The following is a 16,814-nucleotide window of genomic DNA, read 5'->3' as shown; positions in this document are numbered from 1 at the left end:
GATCAGGGAGGGGACGGTTCAGCCGCCGTAGTGGCCGAAGATGTCCTTGCCCCAGCCGATGAAGCCCAGCGTGTCCTCGTTGAACTCGCCGACCTCGACCAGCATCGGGGCGGCGTAGGGCTCCACGGTCGACAGCTCGTTCTGCTCTTCCATCACAGCCTCCTTCAGTGAAACAGGTGGTCATCCGGCCACCTGCGGTGTCCGTCCGCGCCCCGCCGGGTGCGGGGGGCAAGACGTTTGAGCAGCCGTCCGGTGGGGCGCGTTCCGAGAGGAACGTGCTTGTCCCGGGCGGACGTTGGGGGTAGGGGCCGCCAGGTTGCGCGCCCCTATGGGCGCGTGAGTTCCTCGCGCGCGTGCAGGTCGGGGGTGAAGAACTCCTCCACGCCGATGACGCCGGCCAGCGTGGCGAAGTAGCGGTCCATGAGCTCCTGGTCCCCGGCGACGGTGCGCAGCATGGACAGCCGGTGCTCGGCCACTTCGAGGGCCGCCACCGACAGCGTCGAGTGGTAGGCGTCGACGAGGATCTCGTCGCGCTGGTAGGCGTACTCCTCCAGCCCGTCGATCAGCTTCTCGGGGTCGCGCAGCCCGGTGCCGATGCAGTCCACCAGCAACTGCGCCTGGCGGAAGGCGTCGGTGATACCGCGGGCGGTGATGGAGTCCTTGTGGTGGCCGGCGTCCCCCACCAGGGCCCAGCCGAGCCCGGCCGCCTCCCGGAAGTAGTTCCGCTGGTCGCCGGTGCCGTGCAGCCGCTCCAGCGGGGTCTGTGACGCGATCTTCGCGTACAGCTCCGGTGCCGTGCCGCGGACCGCCTCCATGTAGGCGCCCATCGCGTCCTTGCGGACCCGCTCGAACTCGGACTGCGGGAAGTACGCCGCGATCAGCGTGGCGTTGTCGTTCGTGGGCACCGTACCGACCCAGCGGCCCGGTGCCTCGTAGAGCTCGAAGCGGTCGGTGACGCCTTCCCAGTACGTGTAGTAGGCGCAGGTCGCGGCCGGGTGCTCGGTGGTGATGCGGGAGTCGACCATCGTGGCGAAACGGGAGCGCATCCCGTCGGCGCCGACCACCAGGCGGGCGTGCTCCTCGGTGGTCCCGCCGTCGGAGGTACGGCAGCGCACCCCGATGGCCTGGCCCTCGTCGTCGGACAGCACCTCGGTCACGGTGCAGCCCTGGCGGAACTCCACGCCCGAGGCGACCGCGGCGTCCGCGAGGATCTCGTCGAGCAGATAGCGGCGGGGCGCGTACGCCGCGCGGTGGCCGTCGACCGGGATGGAGCACCCCTCGATACGGATGTCCGCGATGCGGTAGACCGCCCGGTCCAGCGGCGGGCAGCCGGTGGCGATCACCTTGTCGAGCACGCCCCAGCGCCGCAGCAGCGCCACACCGGGCTGGTGGATGTAGAGGGTGCTGAGCGTGTCCCGGGGGAACTCGGCGCGGTCCACCATCAGCACCCGGTATCCGGCACGGGCGAAGAGCATGGCCGTAGAAGCCCCGGCGCAGCGCGCCCCGACCACGATGACGTCGTACACAGTCGACTCCCTGACCTGCTCATGACCCGCTGCTGGGCGGGCCGAGTTCCTGATCAGGACGTTAGGGAGGGCGGCAATCGTGGCGTCATTGTGTCGTTATTTCTGGCCGGTTCCGTGGTGCCGCCGGCGTCTTGATACGGCGTCGATAGGGGTGCCCGCTACCGTTCCCGGCCGAGTCCGGCCCCGGTCGTACCTCCCCTGTGCCGTATCTCCCCGAAGGGTTGACCATGACTGTTTCCCGTGCCGCGAGGGGGCCGCACCGCGCCCTCGACCAGGAGTGGTTCCGCCGTCCCCGGCCCGTGGCGGACCCCCGCATGCGGCTGGTCTGCTTTCCGCACGCCGGCGGCGCTGCCAGCTTCTTCCGCGACTGGCCGCAGTGGCTGCCGGCGGACATCGAGGTGGCCGCGGTCTGTTATCCCGGCCGGGAGGACCGGATAGCGCTGCCCTCCGTCGAGACGATGGACGAGCTGGCCGGCCGGATCGCCGAGGAGCTGGTGCCCGCCCTGGACCGGCCGCTGGCCTTCTTCGGGCACAGCATGGGCGCGTCGGTCGCGCACGAGGTGGCGATGCGGATCGAGCGGCGCCACGGGCGGGTGCTGAGCAGACTGCTGGTCTCCAGCCGCAGCGCACCGTCCCGGCTGCGGCCCACCGGGCTCTCGCGGGAGAGCGACGAGGTGCTGGTGCGCGATGTCATGGAGCTCGGCGGTACGTTCTCCGCCGCCCTCGACCACCCCGATCTGCGGGAGCTGCTGCTGCCCGCCATCCGCTCCGACTACCGGCTGATCGACGACTACCGGCCGGCCGGTCCGCCGCCCCGGCTCGGGGTGCCGGTGACCGCCCTGCTGGGCGACCGCGACCCGCATGTCCACGAGGCGGACATGCGGGCCTGGTCGGAGGTGACGGACGGGGACTTCGGGCTGCGGATCCTGTCCGGTGACCACTTCTACCTGCTGGAGCAGGCCCCCTATCTGGTGGCCGAGGTGGGCAGGCTGCTCACCAGCCGCTGAGGGGCCGGCAGACCCGCCGAGAAGCGGACGGCGAGGGTGCGCAGGGCGTCCACCGTCCGGTCCGGGCCGTGGCGTTCCGTCAGGTCCCGTGAGACCAGGTGAAATTCGGTGCAGCCGAGCACGACGCCCGTGCAGTCGTGGCGCTGCATGAGGCGCTCCACCTCCGGCAGCGCCTCGTGCGGCAGCGGACCGTAGCGCTTCATCCGGTAGATGAGGCGGTGGACCCGGGCCTGATCGTCCTCGCCGGGGCGCACCACCCGGTGGGCCACGGCGTCCCAGCCGGGCTGCGACTCGAAAATCCGCGCGCGGCGGCTGCCGTCCGTGGACAGCATCAGGAACCGGCCGGTGGCACCGGCCAGTTCGGCCGCCGTGGTCTCCACCAGGGACACCACCCGCCCGCGCAGCACCGGATCGACCAGGGGGAGGAAGTGGTGCGCGGTGAAGCACACCACGACCACCTGGTCGGCGCCCCGCTCCAGCAGCTGGGACAGCCGGTCCTCCAGCCGCTCGGTCATCTCCCGCGCCCTGCCCTGCCGGATGGCCTCGGTGCGGTCGGGGAAGGCCGGGTCGGAGTCCAGCAGCACCCGCGGACGGGACTGCTCGGGCCCGTGCCACTCACCCGCGTACAGCGTCCTGAGGAACTCGGCCGAGGCCAGCGGGCCCATCCCGCCCAGGACGCCCAGGGCTCCCGCGGCGGGGAGCACCGAGGTGGTCATCGGGTGCTCCCCGGCGTCGCACCGGCCGCGGCGCTCCCCGGCCCGGCGATCCGCGGCGCGAGGACGGCGCAGATGTCGGCGGCCGGCTCCGCCTCCAGCATCTTGGCGTGCTCACAGTCCACCTCGTGGATGTCCAGCTCGCCGTCGAGGAACTCCTTCCACGCCTGCGGGCTGGTCCACTCCTGCTGCTTGCGGGTGGCCACCACCAGCAGCATCGTGCCGCGGAACCGGTCGAGGCGGCGTGCGTTGGTGAGCGCCACGTTGTTCACCATGATGTCCAGCGCCACCGCCCGCTGCCCGTCGTCGAGATGGCGCAGCTCGCTCTCGCCGCGGCCCAGCCAGTCGGTGATCCGGGCCCGCATCACGTCGGTGTCCGGCAGCTCCGGTGAGGCGCCCTCGGGCAGACCGTAGATCCCGGCGTAGCCCTCGTACATCTGCGTGAGGATCTCCTCGGGCCCGCCCGTGCCGGGGCCGTCGGCCGGCGCCGGGTAGGCGTCGAGCACGGCGAGCAGCGCCACCTCTTGGCCCTGCGCCTGGAGCGCGGTGGCCACCGCATGCGCCATGATCCCGCCGAGCGACCAGCCCAGCAGGTGGTACGGGCCCTCGGGCTGCACCCGGCGGATCTCGCGGACGTAGTCCTCGGCCATCTCGTCGAGGGAGCGGGCGGGCGGCTCCGTGCCGTCCAGGCCCCGGGACTGCAGGGCGTACACCGGGTGGTCGCTGCTCAGCGCGCCGAGCAGCGCCGAGTAGCGCCAGCTGAATCCGGCGACCGGGTGCACACAGAACAGCGGCGCCGTGCTGCCCGCCGTGCGCAGCGGCAGCATCACCTCGAACGCGCTGGAGCCGCCGCCGTCGAGCTGGGCGGCGAGCCGGGCCGGGGTCGGCGCGGCGAAGACGTCCCGCAGCGCCGGGGCGCCTCCCAGGAGCGCCGTGAGCCGGCTCACCAGCCGGGTGGCCAGCAGCGAATGCCCGCCCAGCTCGAAGAAGTTGTCGTCCACGCCGACCTGTTCGGCGCCCAGGACCTCCGCGAAGAGCCGGCACAGCAGCTCCTCCTGCGGGGAGGCCGGCGGCCGGGTGGGCTGCCCGGTGACCGGGGCGGGCGCCGGCAGCGCCCGGTGGTCGAGCTTGCCGTTGGGCGTCAGCGGCCAGCTGTCGACGACGACGAACGCCGAGGGCGTCATGTACGACGGGAGCAGCGCGGCGGTCTCGTCCCGCACCGCCGCCGGGCTCAACGGCGGCCCGTCCGGCGCCTGCTGGACGTACGCCACCAGACGGCGGTCGCCGGGCCGGTCCTCGCGGACCGTCACCACGGCGCGGCCCACCCCGGCGCACCGGCTCACCGCCGCCTGCACCTCGCCGAGTTCGATACGGAAGCCGCGCACCTTGACCTGGCTGTCGGCCCGGCCGCAGAACCTGAGCTGCCCTTCGCCGTCCCAGTACGCCAGGTCACCGGTGCGGTACATCCGGGACCCGGGGGCGCCGAAGGGGTCGGCGACGAAGCGGTCCGCGGTCACCGCCGGCTGGTGCAGATAGCCGCGGGCCACGCCGGTGCCGGAGACGTACAACTCGCCGACCACACCGGCCGGGACCGGCTGCAGGGCCGGGTCGAGCAGATACACCCGGGCGCCGTCGATCGGACGCCCGATGACCGCCGCCCCGTCTGCCGTCCCGTCCGCGGTCCGCGGGTCGCGGATCGCGAAGCTGACGTCGCAGGTGGCCTCGGTGGGGCCGTACGCGTTGATCAGCATCCGGCCCCGGCCCCAGAACGCGGCCAGCTCCCCGGGCAGCACCTCGGCGCCGGTGATCATCACGCGCAGCTCCGGCAGGTCGGCCCGGGGCACTTCGGCCAGGACCGAGGGCGGGATCATCAGATGGCTGATCCGGCGCTCCCGGAGGACCCCGACCAGCTCGGCGCCCGTGGGAGTGCCCTCCGGCACGACCAGGCACCCGCCGCACAGCAGCGACCAGAAGAGCTCCGCCACCGAGACGTCGAAGCTGGGCGAGGCGAGCTGCAGTGCCCGGCTGCCCTCCTCGACGCCGTAGTGCGCGGCCTGGTTGGCGGCGAACGCGGCCAGGCCGGTGTGGGTGACCACAACGCCCTTGGGGCGGCCCGTGGTGCCGGAGGTGAAGATGGTGTACGCCGGGTGGTCGAGCCGCAGCGGGACGGTCCGCTCGGCGTCCACGAGGTCCGCGCCGGACAGCTCCCCGCACGCGGCGACGACCTCGGCGTCGTCCACCAGCAGCACCGGCACCGCACCGGTCTCCGGCAGCCGCCCGGCGAGCGGCGCCGTGGTCAGCAGCAGGACGGGACCGGCGTCCGAAACCATCGCGGCCAGCCGCTCCGCCGGATAGCCCGGGTCCAGCGGCAGATAGACCGCACCGGCCTTCTGCACCGCGAGGACGGCCTCCACCAGGTGCCCGGACGGCGGCAGCGCGACCGCGACCGCGCGCTCGGGACCCGCGCCGCGCGCGATGAGCAGCCGCGCCAGCCGGTTGGCCCGCGCGTTGAGTTCCGCGTAGCTCAGCACACCGTCCGCCTCCAGCGCGGGGCGGTCCGGGGCGCGGCGCACCTGGCGCTCGAACAGCTCGGGGAAGGTGGCCGCCGGCGGGGCGGGGCGGCGGTGCGGCCCGTCCTGGAGCAGTGCGTCACGCTCCTCGGCGGAGAGCACCTCCAGACGGCTGACCGGCAGCTCGGGGGTGGCCGAGGCATGCGCCAGCACCCGCACCAGACGTTCGGTGATCAGCCGCGCGGTCGCCGGGTCGAAGAGGTCCTCGGCGAATTCGAGCATCCCGCCGATACCCGCCGGGCGGCCCTCGGCCGTACGGGACTCGCTCAGGTTGAACGCGAGGTCGACCTTGGCGGCCCCTTCGGCCTCCCCCTCGAAGGAGACGGCGAGGCCCGGCAGTTCCAGCGTGGCGCTGCCGGTGTTCTGGAGGATGAGCGCCACCTGGGCGAGCGGGGCGTGGGACAGCGTCCGGGTGGGATTGACCGCCTCGACGACCCGCTCGAAGGGCACGTCCTGGTGCGCGTACGCGGCCAGGTCGGTCTCGCGGATGCGCCCCAGCAGCTCCAGGAAGGTCGGATCGCCCGACACATCGGTGCGCAGCACGAGGTTGTTGACGAAGTAGCCGACCAGCTCCTCCAGCGCCTCGTCGGTGCGCCCCGCCACCACGGTGCTGACCGGGATGTCGCTGCCCGCGCCGAGCCGCGACAGCAGGAGGGCGAGTCCGGCCTGGAGCACCATGAAGACCGTGGCGTCGGACCGCCGGGCCAGCTCGACGAGCCGCTCGTGCGTCGCGGCGTCCAGGGCGAACGGCGCCGTCGTGCCGCGGTGGCTGGCGACCGCCGGGCGGGGACGGTCCAGCGGCAGGTCCAGCAGCTCCGGCGCGCCCGCCAACTGCGCGCCCCAGTAGGTGAGTTGCTGCGCCAGCACGCTCTCCGGGTCGTCCTCGGAGCCCAGCAGCTCACGCTGCCACAGCGCATAGTCGGCGTACTGCACCGGCAGCGGCTGCCACCGGGGCGCGCCGCCCCGCTGCCGCGCCCCGTACGCCACGGACAGGTCCCGGACCAGCGGCGCCAGCGAGGAACCGTCGCTCGCGATGTGGTGCATAAGGAGCAGCAGCACATGCTCACGGTCCGAGATCCGCAGCAGCGTCACCCGCAGCGGGAGCTCCCCGGCCAGGTCGAATCCGTGCCCGGTCCGCTCGGCCAGGGCGGCGGCCAGCCGCTCCTCGCCGTCGAGCGTGACGAACTCCAGCTCCGGGCGGGCCTCCTCGGCGGGCAGCACCACCTGGCACGGCTCACCGTCCACGTCCGCGAACCGGGTGCGCAGCGACTCGTGCCGCTCGACCACGTCCCCCAGAGCGGCCCGCAGCGCGTCCCGGTCCAGCGCGCCGCGCAGGCGCAGCGGCAGCGGGATGTTGTACGTCGGGCTCGGGCCCTCCAGCTGGAAGGCGAACCACAGGCCGCGCTGGGCGTACGACATCGGCAGTTGCTCCGGGCGCGCGGCCCGCACCAGGGCCGGGCGTGTGGTGTCCGCCTGCGCCAGCCGCACGGCCAGCCCGGCCACGGTCGGCGACTCGAAGACGGACCGCACCGGCAGCTCCACACCGAAGGCGGCGCGGATCCGGCTGAGCAGCCGGATCGCGGTGAGCGACTGCCCGCCCAGGGTGAAGAAGCTGTCGTCGACGCCCGGGCACGGGCGGCCCAGCACGCTCTCGAAGAGGCCGCGGAGGATCTCCTCGGTGGCCGAGTACGCCGTCCTGGCGACCGGGGGCAGCGCCTCGGCCTCGCCGGCGGTGCCGGCCTCCGGGGCCGGGGCGCCGGAGTCCAGGCGCCGGAAGGCGGCCGGCAGCGGGCAGGCGAGGTCGGCCACGGGCTGCCCGGGACCGGCCACGATCTCGCCCAGCACGCCTTCCAGCGCGCCGAGTACGGCCTCGGCCTCGTCCCGGTCGAAGAGGTCGGGACGGTATTCGAGCTCGACCTGCAGCCGCTGCCCGGTGAGACCGGCGACCACCCGCAGCGGGTAGTGCGCGGAGTCATGCCCCTCGACGACCTCGACCCGCACCCCCGCGTACGAGGGCCGGGTGCCGTCGTCCCCGGGGGCGTTCTCGAACACCATGAAGGTGTCGAAGAGATCGCCGGTCCCGGCCAGGCGCTGGATGCGCGCGAGGCTGAGGTGGTGCCGGCTGAGCAGCGCGGTCTGTTCGTCCTGGAGCCGTTCGAGGCTGTCCGCCACCGGGGCGTCCGGGGCGAGCCGTACCCGGACCGGGACGGTGTTGATGAACATCCCGACCATCGTCTCGATCCCGGCGACCTCCGGCGGGCGGCCGGAGACCAGGGTCCCGAAGACCACGTCGTCGCGGCCGGTGAGCCGGCCGAGGACCACCGCCCAGGCGCCCTGGACCAGGGTGTTCACGGTCAGCCCGCGCTGCCGGGCGAAGCGGTCGAGGTCACCGCCGAAGCCCTCGGGGAACGCGGCCACCACCCGCTCCGGCGCGACGGGCGCCCGGCCCGGGTCGGCGGGCGCCACCAGCGAGGGGCCGGGCAGGGCGTCGAGCGCCTGCTGCCACGCCCGTTCGCACCCGGCGTCGTCCTGGGCGGCCAGCCAGCTGAAGTAGGTCCGGTGCGGCACGACCGGCGGCAGGGCCCGGTCGTCGCCCCCGTGCTCGTAGAGGGTGAACAGCTCCCGTACGAGGATCGGGGTGGACCAGCCGTCCAGCAGCAGATGGTGGTTGGAGATCACCAGCCGGTGCCGGTCAGGACCGAGCCGCACCAGGGTGAACCGCATCAGCGGCGGACGGTCGAGCGGGAAACGGCGGGCGCGGTCGGCGGTGAGGAACTCCGCCAGCCGCTGCGGGGCGTCGTCCGCGGCCCCCAGGTCGAGCTCCTCCCAGGGGAGCGGCACCTCGCGGTGGATCACCTGGAACGGCTGCCCGTTCGCCCGCTGCCGGAAGCCCGCCCGCAGGTTGGGGTGCCGCTTGAGGAGCGCCGCCACCGATGCCTTGAGCAGGTCCGGGCGCAGCGGTCCGTCGAGGGCGAGGACCATCTGGACGCCGTAGACGTCGACCGCCTCGTCGTCGTACCAGGAGTGGAAGAACATGCCTTCCTGGAGAGGCGTCAGCGGAAGGACGTCTTCCAGCGCGGACTGCTTTTTCATCAGAGCATCCCCAGTTCTGCTTCAAGTGCGTCGATCTCGTCCTGGGAGAGCCCGAGGGAGAGATCGGAGGGTGTGTGGCCGCCGGTTTCGGCGCCGGCGGTGTGGACGACCAGGGCGTCCAGCGCCTCGAACCAGAGCTCGGCGAGTTCCCGTACGTCCGGCTCCGGGAGGAGACCGGCCGGCCAGGACCAGGTGGCGTTCAGCCGCGGGCCGCCGGGCAGGTCCTCGGTGAGCGCGTTGACCTCCAGCGCGTGCGGGACCGCGGCCCCGGCGTCGCGCGGGGCGGGGGAGGGCAGACCGTTCGCCATGGTCCACAGCCCGCCGTCGGTCCCGCCCGCCGCGGTGAACCGGCCCAGGTAGTTGAACCCGAGCTGCGGGGTGGGGAGTTCGGCGAGCAGCGGTGCGGTGCGCGGGTTGAGGTGGCGGAGCATGCCGTACGAGACCCCGTTGCCCGGCAGCGCCCGCAGCTGCTCCTTGACCGCCTTCAGCGCGGCTCCCACGCCGGGGCCGCCCGCCCGCAGCTCCGCCCAGTCGAGGTGAGCGGGGGCCAGCAGCGCCGGGTAGAGGCTGGTGAACCAGCCGACGGTGGCGGACAGGTCCGCGCCCTCCAGGATGTCCTCGCGGCCGTGGCCCTCCAGGTCGACCAGGACGCCCGTGGCCGAGCGGTCCCCGCGCCGGCGGCGCCACTCCAGGACGGCGAGGGCGAAGCCGGTCAGCAGGACGTCGTTCACGTTCGCGTGGAAGGCCGCCGGGACCGTCGTCAGCAGCGGTTCGAGGCGCTCCGACGGCAGGTCGAGCGTCAGATGGCGCACGGTCTCCGCCGTGTCGGTCCGCGGGTCCAGCGGCCGTACGCCGGGCAGCGGGCCGGCGGCCGACGGGTCGCTGAGGACCGAGGTCCACCGCGCGAGCCCGTCCTCCCACCGGGGCTCCTGCGCGCTCTCGGCCAGCCGCCGGGCCCACTGGCGGAACGAGGTGCGCACCTCGGCGAACGCCGGGGTCCGTCCGTCCGCCGCGGCCTCCCAGGCCGTCTGCAGATCGGGCAGCAGGATGCGCCAGGAGACCCCGTCCACCGCGAGGTGGTGGATCAGGATCTGGAGCAGTCCCGGTGCCGTGTCCCCGGCGTCGTACCAGACGAGCTGGACCACGGATCCGTCGTGCGGGGAGAGCCGCAGCCGCGCCTTCTCCCCGTGCTCGGCGAGCGCCAGGTCCCGTTCGCCGTCCGGCAGTCCGGCGATCTCCACCCGGTGCACGACGGAGTCCGCGGGGACGGACCCGGGCGCGCCGGTCACCGGCCGGGGCGCGCCGTCCCCGGTCCGTGCCATCCGCAGCCGCAGGACGGCGTGGTGGTCGAGCCAGCTCTGTACGGCGTCGGTGAGCCGCCGTTCCCCGAGCCCGGCCGGGACCCGGACCGTCACCGACTGGTTGAAGCCGTCCGTGGGCCCGTCCTGCTCGTACAGCCAGTGCATGATCGGCGTCAGGGGGAAGTCGCCCACACCGTCGTCCGCCGGGCGCGGCGCGCTGTCCCCGGTGATCTCGGTGGCGACGGCGGCGAGCGCGGCGGCCGTACGGCACTGGAAGACCTGCCGGACCGTCACGTCCAGCCCCGCGGCACGCGCCTGGGAGACCAGCCGGATGGAGCTGATGCTGTCCCCGCCGAGCTCGAAGAAGCTGTCGTCGATCCCGACCCGCGGCACGCTGAGCACCTCCGCGAAGACCCGGCACAGGGTCTCCTCACGGGCGGTGCGCGGGGCCCGCCCGCCGGTGCTGCCGGTGTACTCGGGCGCGGGCAGCGCCTTGTGGTCGAGCTTGCCGTTGGCCGTCAGCGGCAGGGCGTCCAGGGCGACGACGGCGGCCGGAACCATGTAGTCCGGCAGCGAACCGGCCACATGCGCCCGCAGCACACCCGCGGCGGGGAGCCCGCCCGCCCCGGCCTCCGGGACCGCGTAGGCGACCAGCCGCTTCTCACCGGGCCCGTCCTCCCGGACGACGACCCTGGCCTGCGCCACCGCCGCATGGGACTCGAAGGCCGCCTCGATCTCCCCGAGTTCGATGCGGAAACCGCGCACCTGCACCTGGTCGTCGGCCCGCCCGAGGTATTCGAGCTGCCCGTCGGCCGTCCAGCGGGCCACGTCACCGGTGCGGTACATCCGGGCGCCCGGCGGGCCGAACGGGTCGGCCACGAACCGCTCGGCGCTGAGGGCGGACTGATGCAGATAACCGCGAGCCAGCCCGGCACCCGCCACATACATCTCACCGGGCACGTTGGGCGGCAGCAGCTCCAGCCGGTCGCCCAGCACGTACACCCGCAGATCCGGGATGCCCCGGCCGATCAGGCTGCGGGTCTGCCCGGCCACCGCCCGCTCGTCCAGCGGCAGATGACTGACGTGCACGGTGGTCTCGGTGATCCCGTACATGTTCACCAGGACCGGAGCGGTGTCCCCGTGGCGGCGGTACCACTCGGCCATCCGTCCCAGATCCAGCGCCTCCCCGCCGAACACCACGCGGCGCAGCGCCAGTTGGCGGCCGAGATCGGGGTGTTCCGCGTCTGCCTGCATCAGCTGGTAGAACGCCGACGGCGTCTGGTTGAGGACCGTCACCCGCTCGGCCCCCAGCAGCCGCAGGAAGTCCTCCGGGGAACGGCTCACCGCGTACGGCACCACGACCAGCCGGCCGCCGTACAGCAGCGGCCCCCACAGTTCCCACACCGAGAAGTCGAAGGCGTACGAGTGGAACAGCGTCCACACGTCGTCCGGGCCGAAGCCGAACCACTCCTCGGTCGCCGCGAACAGCCGCGCGACATTGCGGTGCGGAACGACGACGCCCTTGGGGCGGCCGGTCGATCCCGAGGTGTAGATGACATACGCGGCGTTCGACGGCGACAGGGGACCGCCGCGGTCCTCGTCGCTCAGGTCGCCGGTGTCGTACTCCGCCAGCGCACCGACGACACCGGGGTCGTCCAGCAGCAGCGTCCGGGGCCGGGATTCCGGCAGCCCGGCGGCGGCCTTGGCGGTGCTCACCAGCAGCTCGGGGCCTGCGTCGGCGAGCATGTAGGAGGTGCGGTCCGCCGGGTAGGACGGGTCCACCGGCACATACGCCGCCCCGGACTTCACCACCGCCAGCAGCGCCACGACCAGGTCGGCGGTCCGCGGCAGCGCGAGCGCCACGAAGCGCTCCGGACCGGCGCCGTGCGCCACCAGCAGCCGGGCCAGCCGGTTCGCCCGCGCGTTGAGCTCGCCGTAGGTCAGCGACGTCCCCTCGTACACCACCGCCACGGCATCGGGGGTACGCGCCACCTGGGCCTCGAACAGCTGCGGAAGCGACGCCGGGGCCGCCTCGACGGCGTCACCGTTCCACTCCACCAGCAGCCGGTGCCGCTCACCGGGCGCCAGCAGGTCGGCCTCGCTCACGGCGCGGTCCGGTGCGGCCGCGGCGGCCGCCAGCATCCGTACCAGCCGCTCGGCGAGAGCCCGCGCCCCCTCACGCGCGAAGAGATCCTCGGCGTACTCCAGGGAGCCGGTCAGGCCCGCGGGTGCACCGGCCTCGGTGAAGCGCTCGCGCAGTCCGAAGGACAGATCGGACTTGGCCGCCTCCAGCGTGGTCGGCTCGGTCGTCATCCGCACCCCGTCGTGCAGGCCGACCGGTGCGTCCGCGTTGTTCTGGAGGTGCAGCATCACCTGGGCCAGCGGGATGTGCGAGAGCACCCGGGAGACCTGTGCCGCCTCGACGACGCGCTCGAAGGGCACGTCCTGGTGGGCGTAGGCGGCCAGGTCGGTGTCCCGGACCCGGGCGAGGAGCTCGCGGAAGGTCGGGTCGCCGGAGACATCGGTGCGCAGCACCAGGGTGTTGATGAACAGGCCGACGAGGTCATCGAGGGCGTCGTCGGTGCGTCCGGCGACGGCGGTGCCCACGGGGATGTCGGTGCCCGCGCCGAGCCGGGACAGCAGCGCGGCGACCGCCGTGTGCAGCACCATGAACAGCGTGGAGTCCGTGGCCTGCGCGAGCGCGACCAGCCCCTGGTGGACCTCGGCGTCGACGGTCAGCTCGACCGTGCTGCCCCGGTGCGAGGCGACGGCGGGGCGGGGGTGGTCCAGCGGCAGCTCCAGAAGCTCCGGAGCGCCCGCCAACTGCTCACGCCAGTAGTCCAGTTGGCCCGATATCAGGCTCTCCGGGTCGTCCTCGGTGCCCAGGAGCTCCCGCTGCCAGAGGGTGTAGTCGGCGTACTGGACGGTGAGCGGCTGCCAGGCGGGTGCCGTGCCCCGGTGGCGTGCGGTGTAGGCGGTGGCGAGGTCCTTGAGGAGGGGGGCGATGGACCAGCCGTCGCCGGCGATGTGGTGCATGAGGAGCAGCAGGACGTGCTCGTGCTCGCCCAGGCGGTAGAGGGTGGCGCGCAGGGGATTTTCGTGGGTGAGGTCGAAGGGGTGGGTGGCCTGTTCGGCGAGGAGGCGGGGGAGTTGGTCCTCGGCGGTGTTCAGGAGCGGGAGGCCGGGGCGTGCCTGGTCGGCGGGGAGGACGGTCTGGTGGGGCTCGCCCTCGTGCTCGGTGATGCGGGTGCGCAGGGTTTCGTGGCGCGCGGTGAGGTCGGCGAGGGCCTCGGTGAGGGCGGGGTGGTCGAGCGGCCCGGTGAGCCGCAGGGCGTGGGGGATGTTGTAGGTGGGGCTGGGGCCTTCGAGCCGGTAGGCGAACCAGAGGCGGCGCTGGGCGGGGGAGAGCGGAAGGTGCGCGGGGCGCGGGGTGGTGGCGGTGAGCGGAGTGCGTGCCGTGTGTGCGGTGGTGAGGCGGGGCGCGAGTTCGGCGACGGTGGGGTGCTCGAAGAGCGCACGGAGCGGGATCTCGGCGTGCAGGGTGGTGCGGATACGGCTGATGAGGCGGGTGGCGAGCAGGGAGTGCCCGCCGAGGTGGAAGAAACTGTCATCGATGGTGACGGCGGGCAGGCCGAGGACGTCGGCGAAGAGGTCGGTGAGGGTTTCCTCGGTGGCGTTGCGCGGGGCCCGGCCTTCGCTCTCCGAGGCGTAGTCGGGCGCGGGCAGTCGGTCCCGGTCCACCTTGCCGTTGGGCGTCAGCGGCCACTGTTCCAGCACGACCACGGCCGACGGGACCATGTAGTCCGGCAGTGACTCCGCGACCAACTCCCGCAGCGCCGCCGGGTCGGGTGCTTCCGCACCGCCCGCACCCGTCACATAGGCCACCAGCCGGGGCCCGGTGCCCGCGGCGTCATGCACCGTGACCAGCGCCTCGGCCACCAGCCCGGTGGCGCTGAGCGCCGCCTCGATCTCGCCGAGTTCGATACGGAAGCCGCGGATCTTCACCTGGTGGTCGGTGCGGCCGAGGAACTCCAGCTGACCGTCCGGCCGCCAGCGGGCCAGGTCGCCCGTGCGGTACATCCGGCTGCCCGGCGCGCCGTACGGATCGGCGACGAACCGTTCCGACGTCAGCCCAGGCCGCCCCAGATAACCCCGCGCCAGCCCCGGGCCCGTGACGTACAGCTCGCCCGCGACCCCCGCGGGCACCGGACGCAGCGACGCGTCCAGGACATAGACGCGCGCATTGAGGATCGGGCCGCCGATCGGCGGGACCTGGGCGCCCGACAGTGGTTCGCTCATGGTGGCGCAGACCGTGGCCTCGGTCGGGCCGTAGGCGTTCACCATCCGTCGCCCGGCCGACCAGCGGCCGACCAGCTCCGGGGCGCAGGCCTCGCCCGCCACCACCAGCGTCATACCGGCCGGCAGGCTGTCCGGCGCCATGACGCCGAGCGCGGCGGGCGGCAGGGTGGCATGGGTGACCCGCTGTTCCGCCAGCAGCCGGGCCAGCGGCTCGCCGGGTGCCAGCCGGGGCGCGGGTGCCACCACCAGCGCGGCGCCGGTGGTGAGCGCCATGATCAGTTCCCAGGCCGCCGCGTCGAAGCTCAGCGACGCGAACTGGAGCACCCGGGACCGGGGCCCCACCGCGAACGCCTCGGCGTGGGTGGCCGCCAGCGACGCCACTCCGGCATGGGTGACCTCGACGCCCTTGGGGCGGCCGGTGGAGCCGGAGGTGTAGATGACGTAGGCGGGGTGCTGGAGCCCGGCGCGGGGGGCGAGAGCGGTGGCGGGCTGCTCGTTCAGGGTGGCGACCACGGCGGGGTCGTCCAACAGGAGGCGGGGGCAGCCGGTTTCGGGGAGGGCGACGCCGGTGAGGGTGATCAGGCAGGTGGGGCGGGCGTCGTCGAGCATGTAGGCGATCCGCTCGGCGGGGTACTCCGGGTCGACGGGCAGATACGCCCCGCCCGCCTTGTGCACCGCGAGCGCCGCCACCACCATCTCCGGTGAGCGCGGCACCGCGAGCGCCACCACCCGCTCCGGTCCCACGCCCCGCTGCACCAGCAGCCGGGCCAGCCGGTTCGCCCGCTCCGCCACCTCCGCATAGCTCAGCACCAGATCCTCGAACACCACGGCGGGCGCCTGCGGATCGTGCGCGGCCCAGGTCTCGAAGAGCTCCGGCATCGTCGCCGGGGGGACCGCGCGGCCGGTCGCGTTGCGCTCCACGATCAGCTGCCGGTGCTCGGCCGCGTCGAGGACCGGCGCCTGGCTCACCGCGCGGTCCGGGGCCGCGGTCACCGCTTCGAGCACCCGGACCAGACGCTGCGCCAGGACCTGCGCGCTCTCCTCCCGGAACAGATCGACGGCGTACTGGATCTCGCCGACCATGCCCGCCGGAGCCTGCTGCGGGGTGTACCGCTCCTCCAGGTAGAAGGTGAGATCCACCTTGGCGACCCCGGTCGCCACATCGCCGAAGGACGCCTCGACGCCCGGGATGGAGAAGGTGCTGTCCGCATTGCTCTGCAGGGTCAGCAGCACCTGGAACAGCGGGGTGTGGGACAGCGAGCGGCCCGGGTTGACCGCCTCCACCACCCGCTCGAAGGGCACGTCCTGATGGGCGTAGGCCGCCAGGTCGGTGTCCCGGACCCGGGCGAGGAGCTCCCGGAAGGTCGGGTCGCCGGAGAGATCGGTGCGCAGCACCAGGGTGTTGACGAAGAAGCCGACGAGGTCGTCCAGCGCCTCGTCCGTACGGCCCGCCACGGCGGTGCCGACCGGGATGTCACTGCCGGCGCCCAGCCGCGACAGCAGGACCGCCAGTCCGGCCTGGACGACCATGAAGACCGTGGCGTCGCAGTCGCGGGCCAGCTCCACCAGCCGCTGGTGGAGTTCCGCGTCCACGGTGTAGCGCACCGTCGCGCCCTGATGGCTCGCCGCCGCCGGACGCGGGTGGTCCAGCGGCAGTTCGAGAAGTTCCGGGGCGCCCGCCAACTGCTGCTGCCAGTAGCCGAGTTGTTCCGACAGCAGGCTTTCCGGGTCGTCCTCGGAGCCCAGGACGTCCTGCTGCCACAGCGCGTAGTCGGCGTACTGGACCGGCAGCGGCTCCCACTCCGGGCCGGCGTCCGCGCACCGGGCGGCGTACGCCTCCGACAGGTCACGGGCCAGCGGCGCCATCGACCAGCCGTCGGCCGCGATGTGGTGCATCAGCAGCAGCAGGACGTGCTCCCGCTCGGAGACCCGGTAGAGCGTCACCCGCAGCGGCACCTCGGTGGTGAGGTCGAAGCAGTAACGCGCCTGCTCCGCCAGCGCCTCGGTCAGCGCCGCCTCCCCGGAAAGCTCCACGAGCCGGACCTCCGGGCGCCCCTCCTCGGGGGACAGCACCACCTGGCAGGGCTCACCGGCCTCCTCCGCGAACCGGGTCCGCAGCACCTCGTGCCGGCCGGTCACGTCCGCGACCGCCGCCACCAGCGCGTCCCGGTTCAGCTCGCCCGCCAGGCGGACGTACAGGGGGCAGTTGTACGTCGGGCTGGGTCCCTCCAGCTGGAACGCGAACCACAGCCGGCGCTGGGCGAACGACATGGGGAACAAAGCGGACTCCTCAAGGAACTGAACA

Annotated in this window: 6 protein-coding genes; 1 reads left to right on the top strand and 5 read right to left on the bottom strand. The window is 73.5% G+C overall.

Translation table 11 applies throughout. The features are described from left to right. Window positions 1–18 precede the first annotated feature (18 nt). Both STRNI_RS19305 and STRNI_RS19300 read right to left on the bottom strand, forming a co-directional pair. Entirely contained in the window at window positions 19–153 is a 135-nt protein-coding gene (locus STRNI_RS19305) for a lasso RiPP family leader peptide-containing protein (protein WP_018090024.1), read from the bottom strand. 173 nt (window positions 154–326) lie between these two features. Next, the gene (locus STRNI_RS19300; RefSeq protein ID WP_018090025.1) at window positions 327–1,526 is read right to left on the bottom strand and encodes an NAD(P)/FAD-dependent oxidoreductase; all 1,200 of its coding nucleotides are present in this window, start codon (window positions 1,524–1,526) and stop codon (window positions 327–329) included. A 227-nt stretch (window positions 1,527–1,753) separates the two neighbouring features. Here STRNI_RS19300 and STRNI_RS19295 point away from each other — a divergent pair, with 227 nt between their 5' ends. Then, a complete protein-coding gene (locus tag STRNI_RS19295; RefSeq protein ID WP_093642115.1) occupies window positions 1,754–2,533 on the top strand; it encodes a thioesterase II family protein in 780 nt (259 codons plus the stop codon). Here the strand turns inward: STRNI_RS19295 and STRNI_RS19290 are convergent. Genes STRNI_RS19290 through STRNI_RS19280 form a run of 3 tightly spaced genes read right to left on the bottom strand, consistent with a single transcriptional unit; the run spans window position 2,491 to window position 16,780 of the window. Beyond that, the gene (locus STRNI_RS19290; protein WP_277411666.1) at window positions 2,491–3,249 is read right to left on the bottom strand and encodes an aspartate/glutamate racemase family protein; all 759 of its coding nucleotides are present in this window, start codon (window positions 3,247–3,249) and stop codon (window positions 2,491–2,493) included. The genes STRNI_RS19295 and STRNI_RS19290 overlap by 43 nt on opposite strands. Then, window positions 3,246–8,909, bottom strand: a complete 5,664-nt coding sequence (locus tag STRNI_RS19285) for a non-ribosomal peptide synthetase (RefSeq protein WP_277411665.1) — start codon at window positions 8,907–8,909, stop codon at window positions 3,246–3,248. The genes STRNI_RS19290 and STRNI_RS19285 overlap by 4 nt, the downstream gene beginning before the upstream one ends. Further along, complete coding sequence (locus STRNI_RS19280) at window positions 8,909–16,780, bottom strand: non-ribosomal peptide synthetase (protein ID WP_277413285.1); 7,872 nt, start codon at window positions 16,778–16,780, stop codon at window positions 8,909–8,911. The genes STRNI_RS19285 and STRNI_RS19280 overlap by 1 nt, the downstream gene beginning before the upstream one ends. Between the last annotated feature and the right edge of the window lie 34 nt (window positions 16,781–16,814).

The organism is Streptomyces nigrescens, assembly GCF_027626975.1.
In the GTDB taxonomy this organism is placed as follows: Bacteria; Actinomycetota; Actinomycetes; order Streptomycetales; family Streptomycetaceae; genus Streptomyces; species Streptomyces nigrescens.
The sequence above is the reverse complement of the archived record's forward strand: the minus strand, read 5'-3'. Positions and strand labels throughout refer to the sequence as shown.